This is a genomic window from Halopenitus salinus, from assembly GCF_055397165.1.
In genome coordinates this window covers 1450598-1465188 of sequence record NZ_AP043853.1, presented here as the reverse complement: position 1 = coordinate 1465188, position 14591 = coordinate 1450598, and the positions used below count along the sequence as shown (strand labels likewise).

Below are 14591 nucleotides of genomic sequence, written 5' to 3'. Positions count from 1 at the left end.
GGCCGTCGACCAGTCCGTCTCGAGAGAGCCGACCGCGGATCGAGGCGCCTACCGGATCTTTCTCACGTCGCTGATGTCGAAGCCGCCGTCGTGGATCTCGGTCTCGAAGCGGACGATGTTCTCCTCCTCCAGCCGCGAGAGCACGCCCCGGAACTCGCGGATGACCATCGTCCGTGCGCGCTTCGATCCGCCCGTCTCCCAGGAGAACCGGAAGGTCCCGCCGGCGGCGTCCATCAGCGTGCCGCGTTCGGTCTCCGAGAGGGTGTCCTCGTTGACCAAAAGCAGGATGAGCCCGCCCCAGTGGTAGGCCGCCTTCTTCAGTCCCTTCATCACCATCGCGATGTCGTTCCAGGTCATCTCGTCGGAGACCGCCGAGACGAGGTCCGTGATCGAGTCGATGACGACGAGGTTTCCGGCGGCGTGCTCGGTGAGGTACTCCCCCAGCTCCGAAAGGAGGTCGCCGCGGCGGTCGCCGGCGCCGAGATCGCGGATCTCCGAGGGCTCGTTCCGGTACCAGTCACGCGGGATCGGGCTCAACTGGAAGTAGGGGACGGAGAGGTCGGCGAACTCGATGCCCGGAACCGCTGCCTCCGCGATCTCGTCGGCCATCGTGTACTCGAGCTCCCGACCGATCGAGTCCCGATCGGCGGTGAAGGAGACGTAGTGGATCTCGGGCGGGACCCGGGCGTCATCCGCCAGCTCCCCGTAATAGAGGTCGAAGAGCTCCTCGTCGACGTTGGCGAGCGCGTTCATCGCGACGCTCGTGTACAGGAACTCCCGGGCGCCGGCGCCGGACTCCCCGGCGAGCAGCACGACGTTCCCCGGGGGAGCGCCGCCGCCGAGGATGGAGTCGAGACGCGCGATGCCGAAGGGAAAACTCGCCATGCAGGATGGCCGTCCCCGGACCGTTTAGCCGTTACGCCGGCTCGACGCGTGCGCCGCGGTTGCGACCCCGAACGATCCGGACGCGACCGTCGACGCCGGCCGCCTCGAGGGCCGCCCGGCCGGCCTCGCGGGCCGCCTCGGCGCGGTCGGCGTCGGTGACCGCGTAGACGGCCGGCCCCCACGACGACTGGCCGGCGCCGTGGACCGCCGGGGCGTCCGAGAGCGCGGCCACGACCTCGCCGACCGGCGGACGGTAGACGCCGCCCTGCTCGTCGGCGTACCACGCGCCGTTGAGCCGACCGATCTCGGCGACCGCCTCCCCGAACGCCTCGGCGCGACCGTCGGCGACGGCTGGCAGCGCCCGGCGCGTGAGGATCCCGGCGATCCGGTCGGCCAGCTCCGGCTCCGCGCGCTCGACCGCCGTTCGGATGCTCTTGTCCTCGCTCTCGCCGCTGCGTCCGGGATCGACGTCCGGGGAGACCACGAGGAACCGCCAGTCGTCCGGGATCGCGTGGCGGGCGGCAACTGCCGGAACCTCCCACTCGCCGGCCGGCGGGCGCTTCGTGGTGAACCGCGCGGTCGGGTGGCCGGCATCGAGGAGGAATCCGCCCGCCTCGAAGCTCGCGACGCCGAGTCCGGACCGCCCCCCGCGACCGAGACGCGGGGCACGCTCACGGACGCGTGCCTCGCGGTCGTGGGCTCGGGCGACGCCCGCCAGGGTCGCGAGCGCGATCTGCGTGCCGCTCCCGAGCCCGGCGTGTCTCGGGATCGACGACCGAACGGCGATGGACGCGCCGGAGACGTCGAGGATCTCACACGCCCGCTCGGCGTACTCGGCGACGTCCACGCGAAGCGATCCGGTTTCCCCCGTCCGGATCTCGACGTCGATGGTCGACGACGGCTCCGCGAGAACCTCGACGGTCGGCTCGTCGATCGCGACGCCGACGCCCCCGTAGAGCCGCTCGTGTGAGAGGCTCAGGTTCGCGAACCCGAAGTGGAGTCGGGCGCCGGCGACGACGCGGGCCATGTCGGGTCGAGTTTCGACGTCCGGACGGATAAGGGACCCACCGCAGGCGGGGCTTGCCGTCGTCGGAACTCGATGGCACGACGACCCAGCGCGAGCCCATCCCCGCGTCGCCCCTCGCCCCTCACTCGAAGAGTCCCTCGACGTCGTTCTCCCGCGAGCGTCGACGCTCGACGAGGTCGCGGAGCCGAGCGTAGGCGACCGCGCGCCGGTCGGATTCCTCCTCCACGTCACCCGTCCCGTCGTCGACGTCCCGTCCGGCGAGCCGCGCTCCCGCCACGTCCGCGAGCAGGGTTCGGTAGCGCGTGCGTCCCGTTCCGACCTCCTCGCGGGCATAGCGAGCGGCGTCCGCGACGACGTCGGGATCGATCCACTCCGTCGACTCCGCGACCGCCGTCGCGGCCCGAACGAGGCGCTCGAGGTCGCTCCCGTCGCCGTCGGTGACGGCGGGCGCATCGTCGTCCATGTCGGATCGTACGCGCCGAACCGAATAAACGTCCGCTCCGAGCGGGTCCTCGTCCGTTTCGTCGGGTCCGTGCAACCACTTTGGGTCACTCCGATGCGGTCGAGAAACCGTACGACGGCACCGAACAGCGTGAAGTCCGGGCGCGTCCTACCCTCCCGTCGTGGCCGTCACTGTCGATATCGGAACGGACCGCCGGATCGAGTTCTCACGGAGCGAGGTAACCGGCGCGGTGGGGGATTCGATCACGGTCCTGCCGCTCGTGGTCGCGCTCGCGGTCGTCACGGAGGTGTCGCTCCCGAACGTGCTCGTCGCGTTCGGCGTCTTCCAGGTCGTCTGGGGCGTCGTCTACGGGCTGCCGGTCTCCGTCGAGCCGATGAAGGCGCTGGCGGCGCTCGCGATCGCGGGCGGGCTGACCCACGCCGAGCTGGCGCTTTCGGGCCTCGCGCTCGGCGTCGTGTTGCTCGTCCTCGGCGTCTCGGGGGCGCTCTCGGCGGTCGAACGCTGGATCGGGGAACCCGTGGTTCGAGGCGTCCAGCTCGCGGTCGGTCTGATCCTGCTCCAGACGGCGATTTCGATCGCCGCGACGGACCCGACCGTCGCCGCCGTCGGGCTCGCGATCGTCGCGGCGTCCGTGGCGGCGGGATACGGGAGCGCGAGCGCGCTCGTTGTCCTCCTCGCCGGCGCGCTTGCGACCATCGCAACGGCGGGGGTTCCCACGCCGCAGCTACCGGGTGCGCCGGCGCTCCCCGACCTCTCGGCCGGACTCACGCGGCGGGCGGCGGAGGGGGCGTTCGCCCAGCTCGCGATGACGGTCGGCAACGCCGCGTTCGCGACCTCGCTGCTTTTCGCCGACCGATTCGACGCCGAGGTCCCGGCCGACGACCTGTCGACGAGCATGGGCGTGATGAACCTCCTGGCCGTGCCCATCGGCGGGATCCCGATGTGTCACGGCTGCGACGGTGTCGCCGGAAAACACGCCTTCGGCGCCCGCACCGGCGGCGCGAACGTGATCCTCGGCGTCGGCTACGTCGCGGCGGCCCTCCTCGCGACCTCCGCGTTGCTCGCGGCGTTTCCCATGGCGCTCCTCGGCGTGCTGCTCGCGGTCGTCGCGTTCTCGCTGTCGCGGAGCGTCCTCGAGTCCTCGAACCTCCCGCTGTCCGTGGCCATCGGCGTCGGCGCGCTCCTCGTCAACCTCGGAGTCGCGTTCCTGCTCGGCGTCCTCGTCCACCTCGCGATCGAGCGTCGGCGGTGAGACCGGCGCGGACGATCACCGGTAGCACGCCCGCTCGACTTGCCGGTCGAACAGCCGCGAGAGCAACTGCGTGACCGGCCCGCCGCCGACCGCGACGCCGTCGACCGTCCCGATCGGCCGGACCTCGGCGGTCGTGTTGGTGAGGAACGCCTCGTCGGCTTCCCGAACGTCCGCCGGGTCGCAGGTCCCCTCCTCGATCGGGATCCCCTCCTCGGCCGCGAGATCGAGGACGACGCGTCGGGTGATCCCCGCCAGGACGGGTCCATCGAGACTCGGCGTCCGCAGGACGTTCCCGGAGACGAAGAAGACGTTCGAGGTCGCGCCCTCCGCGAGGTGGCCGTCGGCGTCACAGAGCAGGGCCTCGTCGGCGTCCGGATCGGCCTCTCGCGCCTCGATCCGGGCCAGGATACCGGGGAGGTAGTTGTGCGTCTTCGCCGTCGCCGGAAGACACGCGTCGGGGACGCGTCGGGTCTCGACGGTCCGAACCGTCGCGGGGCCCTCGAAGACGGGCTCGCCGTCCAGGCCGCCGCGGACGAGCGGGCGCGCGTAGACGACCACGGTCGGGTCGACCTCCGGGTCGGGATCGAGCGTTCCGGGCTGGACGCCCCGGGAGACGGAGAGCTTGAGGTAGGCGTCCTCGAGGTCGTTCGCCTCGAGGGTGCGATCGATCCGCGATTTGAGGCCCCTCCGCGTCAGCCCGTGATCGAGGGCGAGCGCCTCGCAGGTGTTCGCGAGCCGATCGGCGTGCGCCTCCCACTCGAAGACCGTGCCGCCGTAGGCGCGCAGCGTCTCGAAGGCGGCGTCGCCGTACATGAACCCCCGATCCCGGACGTTCACGGTGGCTTCGTCGGCGGGAACCAGATCCCCGTCGACGTGAAACAGGCGGGACGACCCGTCGTCCCCGTCGCCGGTCGCGCCCTCGGTCATGGCTCGCCCCCCGAGTCGCACAGGTCGACGAAGTTTCGAACCAGCCGCATGCCGTGATCGGTCAACACGCTCTCGGGGTGAAACTGGACGCCGACGTGGGGTCGATCGCGGTGGCGGACGCCCATCACGACTCCGCGGCCGTCGGCGGTGCGGGCGGTCTCGACGAGCGCGTCGGGGAGGGTCCCGCGCTCGACCCGAAGCGAGTGGTACCGGCCGACCTCGATCGGATCCGGGAGCCCCGCGAAGACGCCGACCCCGTCGTGGGAGACGCCGGAGGGCTTGCCGTGGACCACCTCGGGGGCCCGCGAGACGGTCGCGCCGTGTCGGGCACAGAGCGCCTGGTGGCCGAGACAGACCCCGAGCGTCGGGTATTCGAGGTCGAACAGTGGGACCGAGACCCCGGCGTCGTCGGGCGTTCCTGGCCCCGGCGAGACCACGATCCCGTCGGGGTCGACGGCCCGGATCCACTCGGTCGTGATCGCGTCGTTGCGGCGGACCGCGACCGCTCCCGCGATCTCTCCGACGTACTGGACGAGGTTGTAGACGAACGAGTCGTAGTTGTCGATCACGAGGATCCGCGGACCGTCCTCGGCGTCCCCCGATCCGGTGTGCCACTCGATCGACGAGGGGGAGTTGCACCCGTCGCCCTCAGACATCGGTCGTCCCCTCCTCGCCATCCGGACCGATCTCCGAGGTCGCGGTCGTTTCCACGCGCAACTCCCCGTCGGCGAGCGCCTCGTCGACCGCGTTGACGAGCCCGCGGGCCTTGTCGAGCGTCTCCTCGTACTCGGCGTCCGGATCCGAGTCGTCGACGATTCCGGCGCCGACCCGGAGGTGGTACTCGCCGGCGTGGCGGACGAGCGTCCGGATGAGGATGTTGAGCGTCGCGCGCCCGTCGAACCCCACGATCGCCATCGACCCGGTGTAGGGTCCGCGCTGTGTCGCCTCGAGCTCGTCGATGATCTCCATCGTCCGCGGCTTCGGCGCGCCCGTGATGGTCCCGCCCGGGAAACAGGCGGCGACGGCGTCGGCGAGCGAGACGTCATCGCGAGCGCGACCTTCGACCAGCGAGACGAGGTGCATCACCTCCGAGTAGCGGTCGACGCGGCGGTACTCCGGGACGTCGACCGAGCCGAACGCGGAGACCTTCCCGAGGTCGTTGCGCTCGAGGTCGACCAGCATGGCGTGTTCGGCGCGCTCCTTCTCGTCGGCCCGCAGCTCCGCCTCGAGGGCGGCGTCGGCCGCCGGGGTGTCGCCGCGCGGACGCGTGCCGGCGATCGGTTCGGTGACCAGCCGATCGCCCTCGCGCTCGAGCAGGAGCTCGGGGCTCGCTGAGACCAGATCGACGCCGCGGTCGCCGCGAGCGAACTCCAACAGCCCGGAGTAGGGGGCCGGGTTCACCTCCCGGAGCGCGTCGAAGGCCTCGACGGGATGGACCGCCGCGGGGGCGACGAGTCGCTTTGAGACGTTCGCCTGGAAGGTGTCGCCGGCGCGGACGTACTCCTTCACGCGGCGAACGCGGTCCGCGAAGGCCGCACGCCCGCAGTCGCTCTCGAAGGCGGCCGCGTCGGCGTCGACCGGCGCGGGGCCGACCTCGGGATCGCCGGTCTCGATGCGATCGGCGAACGCCGAGAGCGCCTCGACCGCCTCGGCGTGGATCCGATCGAGGCGAGCGCCGTCTTCCCCGTCATCGCCTCCGGGCACCCTCGGACACCGAACGAGCCGGAGTTCGACGGGCGAGTCGCACGGACACCTCCACGCGGCGAGCGTGTCGTAGACGGCGAACTGAAGCCGCGGGAGGCCACGGTCGTCGATGGCGGACTCGGGGAGATCCTCGAGCTCCCGGGCGACGTCGTAGGCGATCCATCCGATCGCGGCGCAGGGATACGGCACCGTACAGTCGCCGCGAACCAACCGCTCACCGGCGATCAGCTCCTCGAGTGCCGAGAGCGTCGGGGAGCGATCGCTCCCGTGGCGCTCGGCTGCGTTCGATCCGGGACCGCTCTCGCGGTCGGCGAGTACGGCCTCCGGGGAGACTCGGAGGCGCTCCGCCGGCTCGACGCCGAAGTAGCCCCAGCCGGACTGGCCGCCCGTGGTCTCGAGGACGGCGCCGCCGGGGCCCTCCCGGGCGCGCCGGTAGGCGAGAAAGGGATCGTCGACCTCGAGGCGCGCCTCGACCGGAACGCGGGCGCCCGACGGGGCGTCGACCGCGACCGAACGGAACGCGTCGCGGTCGGTACGCAGACGCATGCGTGATGGTTCGCGAGTGTGGGTGAAACGGTTTCGGTCCGAACGCCGGGAGAACGGCGAAGGGGTCGCCTCGATCGGGGGCGACTCCCGCTACTGGATGTGGCCTTCCTCGCGAAGCTGGTCGGCCTCGTTCTTCTCGTAGCGCCAGGTGATGTCGGCCTTCTCGTCCTGCCAGTCCCACGGCTCCACGAGGACGATGTCGTCCTCGCGGATCCAGATTCGCTTTTGCATCCGTCCGGGGATGCGGGCGGTACGTTCCGTGCCGTCCGCACACCGAACCTTCACGCGGTTCGCGCCGAGCATGTCGGTGACCTCCGCGAACACCTCGTCGTCGTCTGGCATCCGGAGGTCGCGCCGACCGTCGCCGTCGTCGCTCATGGGGGGCGATTCGATCCGTCGCGGTTTAAACCCGCCGGACGTCGTTCGGCGGTGAGCGTCCGGTCCCGGTGAGCGTTCGATCCGGTGAACGTCCGACGAGCGAACTCCGGTACCTTCGACCCCTTCGGCACCGTCGAGCGCCGGGGGAGAGTGGGCGGAGGAGAACGAACCGGGGAGCGTGAGGAGGGACTACTGGTTGTGCAGCTGTTCGCGGCCCGGAGCGATGAGCCGATCGAGGTAGGAGGCGAGCGCGGGCTTGGCGTCGGCGGGGTGCAGCTCGCCGGACTCGAGGTCGGCCTCCAGTTCCGGATAACTCTCGTACTCGAGGTCGCCGCCGTACTCCTCGGGACGCTCGACGACGACGCGGTCGAACCGCGGGAAGACGTGGTACTCGAAGATCTGGAGGACCGGGTTCTCCCGTTCGCGTCCCTCGTCGTCAGGTTCCGGGTCGGCGGTCGGCGGACAGTACGCCTTCTCGACCTTCGTCTCGATCTCCGAGGTGGCGTCCTCCATCGAGATGGTGACGCCCGTACTGGAGGACATCTTGCCGACCCCGGAGGCGAGGTCCGCGATGAGCGGGGTGTGCAGGCTCGTCGGGGGCTTGCGGTCGATGCTCGGAAGGACGTCGCGTGCGAGCATGTGGACCTTCCGCTGTTCCATCCCGCCGACGGCCAGATCGACGCCGAGGTACGGGATGTCGAGCGCCTGCATCAACGGGTAGACGGCCTGTGAGACCTTCACGGCGTCGCCGGATTTGATCTCGGCCATCGCTCGCTCGGCGCGGGCGAGCGTCGTCTCCAGTTCCAGGGCGTGGAGATCGAGGGTGTAGTCGTCCTCGAGCTGGAAGTCGGAGCCGAGCACGAACTGCGTGCGGCCCTCGTCGAGACCGTAGGCGATGAACTGGTCGCGCATCCGCTCCGCGGTCCGGCGGATGTCCTCGAAGGAGCCCTTGTCGTTGAGGTAGGCGTGGACGTCGGCGAGGAGGACGGTGACCTCGAAGCCGGCCTCCTGGAGGTCGATCAGCTTGTTCGCGGTGAGCATGTGCCCGATGTGGAGGACGCCCGAGGGCTCGTAGCCGACGTACGCCCGCTTCCCGTCGGGGTCGTCGGCCAGCGCCTCGATCTCCTCCTTCGTGACCACCTCGGCGGCGTTCCGGGTGATCAACTCGTAGGCGTCCATACGGGTCACCTCGGGGACCGCCCGGATATGACTTCTGAAAGCGCAGCGGCCGAGAATCGCGCAGCGATCGGGAACGGCGTCGTGGTCGAGAACGGAGGGTGGTCGAGAACGGCACAACGGACGCGAAAGCGCGGTATCGGTGGACACGCGGAATCTCCGGGCTCGACGCCCGTCGAGCGATCGAAGCGACGATCGAGCGGGAGGAGATCGAACGGGACGAGGTTCACGACGAGACGTCCGGTTGTGGCCTCGCGATGTCGCGTCCCGTTATGACTCTCCAGAATTGTGCAAGGTGTTTAAGGATCACGTTTATATCCCAGACGTACATCGCAATATCACGTGAAGAGGAAGACAAAGAATGAATGATTGGACGTAATAGAACCGTATCGTAAATAAAGTCCCGATAACGGTGAACCCATGTATTGAGTGACCCACCGCCCGCGCCGATCCCGCGTATCGAGCCGAAACCGAATCCCACCGACTCGACGTCCACGAACCGCCGCCCGTCGACCGAGAACACCACCGGACGAGACCGCCGCCGGCGGGCGGCAACCGCCGTGTGAACGGGCGATTTCGACGACGTCCGACACGTCCGATCGAGGATCCGCCCGCGACCGACCCGCTCGAAGGGATCGGAGACCGCCCCGCGATCCCTCTCCCGGCACCGGGGAAGCGACGCGAGCCACGACCCGGCGTCGACGGGCGAACGCCGAGCGGAACGGTCGGGACCGCCCCGGCGGCGGTCCACGGATGTCCCGCCAAACGCGAGCCGTCGTCCCAGCCGACGACGGCGCCAGGCGCGAAATCGCCGCTGGTCCCACGAAAACGCCGGGAGATCCGGGGGGCGATCCGTTCGTCCACCGATCGCCGCATCCGTCCCGTCCGTTCACCGTTTTCTCGATCGGCTTCCTACTCGCTCGGCTTCCCCTCGCGATCGTCCTGCTCGGTTACGCGGGTGATGCCGCCGATCACGGCCGATCGGCGCGGTGTTCCGAGATGATCTGATCGACCATCTCCGCGTTCCGTTCCCGCTCGCGCGCTTCGGCCCGCCGCTCCCAGTCGTCGATCGCGGCCTCGACCTCGCTCTCGCGTGCGACCGCCAGCTCGTCGACCTCCTGGATCGTGACCTGCTCGGCCGGCGCGACCGGGATCGACGCGTCGAAGAGCACCGCGTCGGCCGCATCCGAGAGGTTCCCCTCCCGGAGGACGAGCCGCGGTTCCGTCTCCGCGAGCCGTCGCGCGCTCCGGCGGCCGGCCCCTGAGGCGTCGCGCAGGTAGACCACGTCGCCGGGGGCGAGCCCGTACTCGCGGTCGGCCGTCTCGATCGCGTCGAGGGTGAACTGATCGACGGGCTTCACCGCGAGGAGATCGCGACCCGCCGCGACGTCGGCGAAGTCGGAGTGGTCGAGCTTCCAGAGCGCCTTCAGGCGCTCGAGCTTCTCCTCCAGCTCGTCGACCCGCTCGCGAGCCTCGTCGCGCTCGCGCTCGAGCCGGTCCGTCTCCCGCTCGAGCCGGGAGACCGATCGGCGCTCGCGGGCCTCGATCCGCTCCTCGCGTTTGGCCTCCGTGAGTTCGCCCTCGAGTTCCTCGATCCGGTCGTCGCGCGCCTCGAGTTTGTCCGTGAGGTCGTCGACGTGTCCCTCGAGGCGGTCGACGCGGTCGCGGAGCCGTCGGATCTCGCGTTCCTCCTCCGTGCGGTCCGGCTCGTCGGATCCGGCCTCCTCGCCGCCGTTGCCGCCGGAACCGCCTCCGTCGTTCGACCCGTCGTCCCGGAGGTCGGCGATGGCCGACTCGACGGACCGCTCGTCGCCCACGACGCGGGCGATCACGGCGTCCCGGTCGATCCGCGGCGGGGTCTTCTCCGCGATCCGCTCGAACTGGTCGGCGTGATCGTCGAGCGCAAAGAGCGCCGCGGCGAGCGCGTCGCGCTGGTGGTCGTCGTCGGTGTCGACCTCCCGGGTCCGGTGGAGCTTCTCGTCGACCGGGAGGTCGGTCTCGGGGATCCACCCGGCGGCGTCGAAGGACCGGCGGAACTTCTCTACGGTCTCGGGCATCGGCTCGACGTCCGCGGCGACGATCGCCGGCCGGCCGCGTTCGACTATCCACTCCGTGATGTCGCCAGAGTCCGCGGTCCGCGTCGAGTGGACGTCGTGGACCGTGCCGTCGAACCCGACGACGGCGACCGCGGTGGTCGTGCCCGGATCGATGCCGACGATCACGTGGTCGCGCCGCTCGACCAGCGGATCGAACTCGATCCCGTCGCGCCGCTCGCGTTCGATCTCGACGCGGACGTCCCCTGCCCGCGAGCTCGAGACGGGGATGTCCTCGGGGCGGGCCTCGACGGTGAAGACGGCGTTCGCGTAGCCGCCGTACTTCTCCGTCACGTCCCGGTCGTACTCGAGGTTCGCGGAGCGGAGCTCCGATTCGACCTCGCGGCTCCGCTTTTTGACGTTGCCGTGGATCCGGCGGGTGTAGCGGTCCTGGCTCCACCCGCCCTTGCCGGTCGAGCGCCCCCGGGCGACCTTGACGGTCGTCTCGTCGGTGAAGGCGGACACCTCGTGGCCGACGTTCGCCGCGGCGAGGCGCGCGGACGCCTCCGCCTCGGCCATCGGGTCGGACTCGTAGGGGATTCCGTGGCGGGAGGCGACCCGCGAGAGGGGCTCGGGTCGCTCCGCGCCGGTCACCTGCACGAGGCGGGTGCCGTCCGGCAGCGACCGGAGGAGCTGGACGAGTTCGCCCTTGTCGGCGGCGAGCTCGTAGGCGTTGTCGGTGGCGATCCGCGCCGGCTCGCGGTCGTCGATCAGCCGCAGGAGCTTCCGGAGGGAGACGACGTCGCGGTCGATCCGGGCGATGGGCCCCTCGACGTCGGGAAGCTCCGCCGCCGCCTCCTCGTCGTCCTCGTCGACGGGCGTGAGGGTCACGAGCGCGTAGGAGGGCGCGTCGCCGCGGACGTCGCCGCTTTGGACGTCGACGCCGAACACCGGCCGGTCGAGGGCGCGGATGGTCCCGGCAGTCACGGAAGACGATAGGCGATCGACGGGTAAATACCCCACGCCGGTGGGGGTGAGGGGAGTGAAAGCGGCGACGTCGGTCCTCCCCACCGTCGCCCGTGAGCTTCCCTACCCGTCGGCGTCGGGATACGGAACCTCGATCAGCTGTCCGTCGTCGGGGACGAAACACTCGCCGTCGAACGCCTCGCGCGCCTCGGCCTCGATCGCGGAGGCGTCCCCGGCGTACCGCGAGGAGATGTGGGTGAGCACGAGCCGTTTCGCGCCGGCCCGGGCGGCGATCTCGCCGGCCTCGCGGCCGGTCGAGTGGGCGGTCTGTCTGGCGCGTTCGGCCATGTCGTCGCCGAAGGTGGCGTCGTGGACGAGCAGGTCGGCGTCGGCCGCGACCTCGACGGTCCGGTTCTGCGGGCGCGTGTCGGCGGTGTAGACGAATCGCCGGCCGGGACGGGGCGGCCCGACGACTTGCTCGGGTCGCACGACCGTTCCGTCCTCCAGTTCGACCGGCTCGCCCTCGTGGAGCGTCCCGAACTCCGGGCCGGGCGGAACGCCGAGCTCCTCGGCCTTCGGCCGGTCGAACCGTCCCAGCCGGTCGTCCTCCACGAGCGCGTACCCCTGCGAGCGCGTGCGGTGGTCGGTCTCGAAGGCGCGGACCTCGTACTCGTCGGCTTCCAGCGCGACGGAGCCGGGCGAGACCTCGGCGATCCGCACCGGGAAGGCCGACTCGTGGCCGGCGGCGTGGACCAGGTCGTGGAGGTCACGCTTCGTGTTCGGCGGACAGTGGATCGCGAGGGGTCGCTCGCGATCGTTGAAGTCCATCGTCTGGACGAGTCCCGGAAGCCCGAGGACGTGGTCGCCGTGGAGGTGGGTGATGAAGACGTGGTCGACCGAAAAGCCCGTCGCGAACCGCATCATCTGGCGTTGGGTTCCCTCCCCGCAGTCGAAGAGCAGGCGGTCTCCCTCGCGATTCACGAGGAGGGAACTCGGAGCCCGCTCGGTGGTCGGGACGGCGCCGCCGGTCCCGAGGAATCGCACGCGAAGAGACATGCTCGTACCTGCGGACGGCGCTTATAAACCGGTGTCGAAAGGGGCTCCATCACGACCACCCGATCGACCGATTCTTGAGCACCCGTCGCCCATGGATCGGTAATGGACGGACCGCTGTGGACGGAGCGGCACGCGCCGGACCTCTCGGAGATCCGCCAGACCGAGGCGCGAGAGCGGTTCGAGCGTGCGCTCGAGGAGCCGATGAACCTGGTGGTTCAGGGGCCGCCGGGTGTCGGCAAGACGGCGGCGACGCGCGCGCTGGCCCGCGAGGCGCACGCCGATCCGGAAAACGACCTGATCGAGATCAACGTGGCGGACTTCTTCGATCGCAGCAAAAAGGAGATCCGCACCGACCCGCGCTTCGAGTCGTTCCTCTCGGGACGCAGCCGGCTGGCCAAACGCGACATGATCAACCGCGTGCTCAAGGAGTCGGCGGCGTACGCCCCGATGAGCGGCGAGTACAAGACGGTCGTCCTCGACAACGCCGAGTCGGTCCGCGAGGACTTCCAGCAGGCGCTGCGGCGCGTGATGGAGCAGTATCACCGCACGACGCAGTTCGTCATCACCACCCGTCAGCCGACGAAGCTGATCCCCCCGATCCGATCGCGGTGTTTCCCGGTTCAAATGCGCGCGCCCACCGTCGAGGAGACGATCGACGTCCTCGAAACGATCGCCGACCGCGAGGAGGCCACCTACGACCACGACGGCCTGGAGTTCCTCGCCAGCGCCGCCGGCGGCGACCTTCGTCGGGCGATCCTCTCCGCGCAGGCGACCGCCGTCGAGGGCGGCGAGATCACCATGTCGACCGCCTACGAGACGCTCGGGGAGATCGGCCACGACGAGGCGATCCGCGAGGCGCTCGCGGCGGCCGAGGACGGGGAGCTGTCGGACGCCAGGAGCACGATCGAGGACCTCCTCGACGAGGAGGGATACTCCGGGGAGGACTTGCTTCGCGAGCTGCTGCGGGTCGCCCGCGCGGGATCGACCTACGGCGGCGACGATCTGAAGCGGCTGCACAAGCTCGCCGGCGAGACCTCCCTCGACCTCGCCGAGGGGCTCGACGACCGGCTCCACCTCACCCACCTGTTGGCGGCCTGGGCCGCGGACCGGGACACGCTCGAGGGCGGGATCCGCGAATCCGTGGAGGCCTGAACCGATGTCCGGAGGTAGGAACCGATGACCTCGTCGTCGACGCGCGAGCCGGCGCCGTCCGAGCCGCCGATCGCCCGAATGCTTCCGTTTTCGGTCGTCGCTGACGCCTGGGGGCTCGCGCGGATTCCGGCCCTGATCGGCGCCGCAGTCCTCGTGTTCTCGCCGCCGATCGGAATCGCACTGTGGACGCTTGCGGTCGCGATCCTCTGGTTCCACCGGGACCCCGATCGGTCGACGCCCGAGGCGTCCAGTTCTGGTTCCGAGTCCGATTCCGAGTCCGCCCTCCCCGCAGTCTCTCCCGCCGACGGGACCGTTTCGACGATCCGCGAGGAGGGCGACCGCCTGCGGGTCGGGGTGTTCATGAACGTCACCGACGTCCACGTGAACCGCGCGCCCCTGTCCGGCACGGTGCAGGACGTTCGCCACCGACCGGGGGCCTACAGGCCCGCCTTCAGCAAGGATTCCGACCGCAACGAGCAGGTCGTGATCGACTGCGGGGACTACGAGCTGTTCCTCATCGCCGGGTGGTTCGCCCGGCGGATCCACCCGTCCGTCTCCGTCGGTGACGACCTCGAGCGCGGTCAGCGCGTCGGCCACGTCTCCTTCGGCTCGCGGGCGGACGTGCTGTTTCCCCCGTCGGTCGAGCGCGAGGACCTGTGTGTGCGCGAGGGTGAGACCGTTCGCGCCGGCGAGACCCTTCTCGTCGATCGGTGACTCGGAGCTCGGTGGTCCGATCGATACGGCCACCTTTCCGGTGGAAACCTTCTTGTATGTGTGGGGTGTTACCATAGATCGATGCCGGACACCAAATCGGGACGCGAGAAGAAGGGCAAGGACAAGCGTCGCCAGCTGGAGAACAGGCTCGCGAAACGCGAACTCACGGCCGAAGACGAGCCGCCCGAACCGGAAGGGATAGACGGCGACCTTCTCGCCGAGGACGTCGACGCTGACGCCGACGCCGACCTCGACGCCTGATCCCGCGTCGATCGCGTGTTCCGTTCTTGTCGTCTCGATCCGTTGTGTGAG

15 protein-coding genes are annotated in these 14591 nt (G+C 70.2%); 5 read left to right on the top strand and 10 right to left on the bottom strand.

The features are described from left to right. Nucleotides 1–48 precede the first annotated feature (48 nt). From ACZ5YD_RS09190 to ACZ5YD_RS09180, 3 genes are all read right to left on the bottom strand, one after another. Nucleotides 49–885, bottom strand: coding sequence for an RAD55 family ATPase (locus ACZ5YD_RS09190; RefSeq protein ID WP_379742724.1), 837 nt, complete (start codon nt 883–885; stop codon nt 49–51). Between the two features lie 31 nt (nt 886–916). Next, the gene (locus ACZ5YD_RS09185; protein ID WP_379742721.1) at nt 917–1912 is read right to left on the bottom strand and encodes a beta-ribofuranosylaminobenzene 5'-phosphate synthase family protein; all 996 of its coding nucleotides are present in this window, start codon (nt 1910–1912) and stop codon (nt 917–919) included. Nucleotides 1913–2033: 121 nt separating this feature from the next. Next, nucleotides 2034–2375 carry a hypothetical protein gene (locus ACZ5YD_RS09180; RefSeq protein ID WP_379742718.1) on the bottom strand — a complete coding sequence of 114 codons (342 nt, stop codon included), beginning with the start codon at nt 2373–2375 and terminating at the stop codon, nt 2034–2036. Between the two features lie 160 nt (nt 2376–2535). On the opposite strand from ACZ5YD_RS09180, the gene ACZ5YD_RS09175 reads away from it, so the two are divergent. After that, nucleotides 2536–3627: a putative sulfate/molybdate transporter gene (locus ACZ5YD_RS09175; RefSeq protein WP_379742715.1), complete on the top strand. Its 1092-nt coding sequence runs from the start codon at nt 2536–2538 to the stop codon at nt 3625–3627. Between the two features lie 15 nt (nt 3628–3642). Here the strand turns inward: ACZ5YD_RS09175 and ACZ5YD_RS09170 are convergent, their stop codons facing one another. The 5 genes from ACZ5YD_RS09170 to ACZ5YD_RS09150 all read right to left on the bottom strand — a co-directional run bounded on the left by ACZ5YD_RS09170 (nt 3643) and on the right by ACZ5YD_RS09150 (nt 8361). Continuing rightward, complete coding sequence (locus ACZ5YD_RS09170; protein ID WP_379742713.1) at nt 3643–4554, bottom strand: aminotransferase class IV; 912 nt, start codon at nt 4552–4554, stop codon at nt 3643–3645. Continuing rightward, on the bottom strand, nt 4551–5210 hold the full coding sequence (locus ACZ5YD_RS09165) for an anthranilate synthase component II (RefSeq protein ID WP_379742710.1): 660 nt from the start codon (nt 5208–5210) through the stop codon (nt 4551–4553). Before ACZ5YD_RS09165 ends, ACZ5YD_RS09170 begins: the two co-directional genes overlap by 4 nt. Further along, complete coding sequence (gene pabB / locus ACZ5YD_RS09160; RefSeq protein ID WP_379742708.1) at nt 5203–6804, bottom strand: aminodeoxychorismate synthase, component I; 1602 nt, start codon at nt 6802–6804, stop codon at nt 5203–5205. Before pabB ends, ACZ5YD_RS09165 begins: the two co-directional genes overlap by 8 nt. Before the next feature lie 90 nt (nt 6805–6894). Beyond that, nucleotides 6895–7182 (bottom strand): translation initiation factor eIF-1A, encoded by a 288-nt coding sequence (gene eif1A / locus ACZ5YD_RS09155; protein ID WP_379742705.1) that lies wholly within the window; start codon nt 7180–7182, stop codon nt 6895–6897. A gap of 189 nt (nt 7183–7371) precedes the next feature. Continuing rightward, entirely contained in the window at nt 7372–8361 is a 990-nt protein-coding gene (locus tag ACZ5YD_RS09150; RefSeq protein WP_379742702.1) for a tyrosine--tRNA ligase, read from the bottom strand. 98 nt (nt 8362–8459) lie between these two features. On the opposite strand from ACZ5YD_RS09150, the gene ACZ5YD_RS09145 reads away from it, so the two are divergent. Then, a complete protein-coding gene (locus ACZ5YD_RS09145) occupies nt 8460–8723 on the top strand; it encodes a hypothetical protein (RefSeq protein WP_379742699.1) in 264 nt (87 codons plus the stop codon). Between the two features lie 606 nt (nt 8724–9329). Here ACZ5YD_RS09145 and ACZ5YD_RS09140 read toward each other — a convergent pair. Then, complete coding sequence (locus tag ACZ5YD_RS09140) at nt 9330–11378, bottom strand: DUF460 domain-containing protein (RefSeq protein WP_379742697.1); 2049 nt, start codon at nt 11376–11378, stop codon at nt 9330–9332. A 102-nt stretch (nt 11379–11480) separates the two neighbouring features. Further along, nucleotides 11481–12413, bottom strand: a complete 933-nt coding sequence (gene rnz / locus ACZ5YD_RS09135; RefSeq protein WP_379742694.1) for a ribonuclease Z — start codon at nt 12411–12413, stop codon at nt 11481–11483. Between the two features lie 102 nt (nt 12414–12515). Between rnz and ACZ5YD_RS09130 the strand changes: the two genes are divergently transcribed. From ACZ5YD_RS09130 to ACZ5YD_RS09120, 3 genes are all read left to right on the top strand, one after another. Then, entirely contained in the window at nt 12516–13565 is a 1050-nt protein-coding gene (locus ACZ5YD_RS09130) for an AAA family ATPase (RefSeq protein ID WP_379742691.1), read from the top strand. A 24-nt stretch (nt 13566–13589) separates the two neighbouring features. Beyond that, nucleotides 13590–14279 (top strand): protein sorting system archaetidylserine decarboxylase, encoded by a 690-nt coding sequence (locus ACZ5YD_RS09125; RefSeq protein WP_379742688.1) that lies wholly within the window; start codon nt 13590–13592, stop codon nt 14277–14279. A gap of 81 nt (nt 14280–14360) precedes the next feature. Then, nucleotides 14361–14540: a hypothetical protein gene (locus tag ACZ5YD_RS09120; protein WP_379742685.1), complete on the top strand. Its 180-nt coding sequence runs from the start codon at nt 14361–14363 to the stop codon at nt 14538–14540. Nucleotides 14541–14591: the final 51 nt, after the last annotated feature.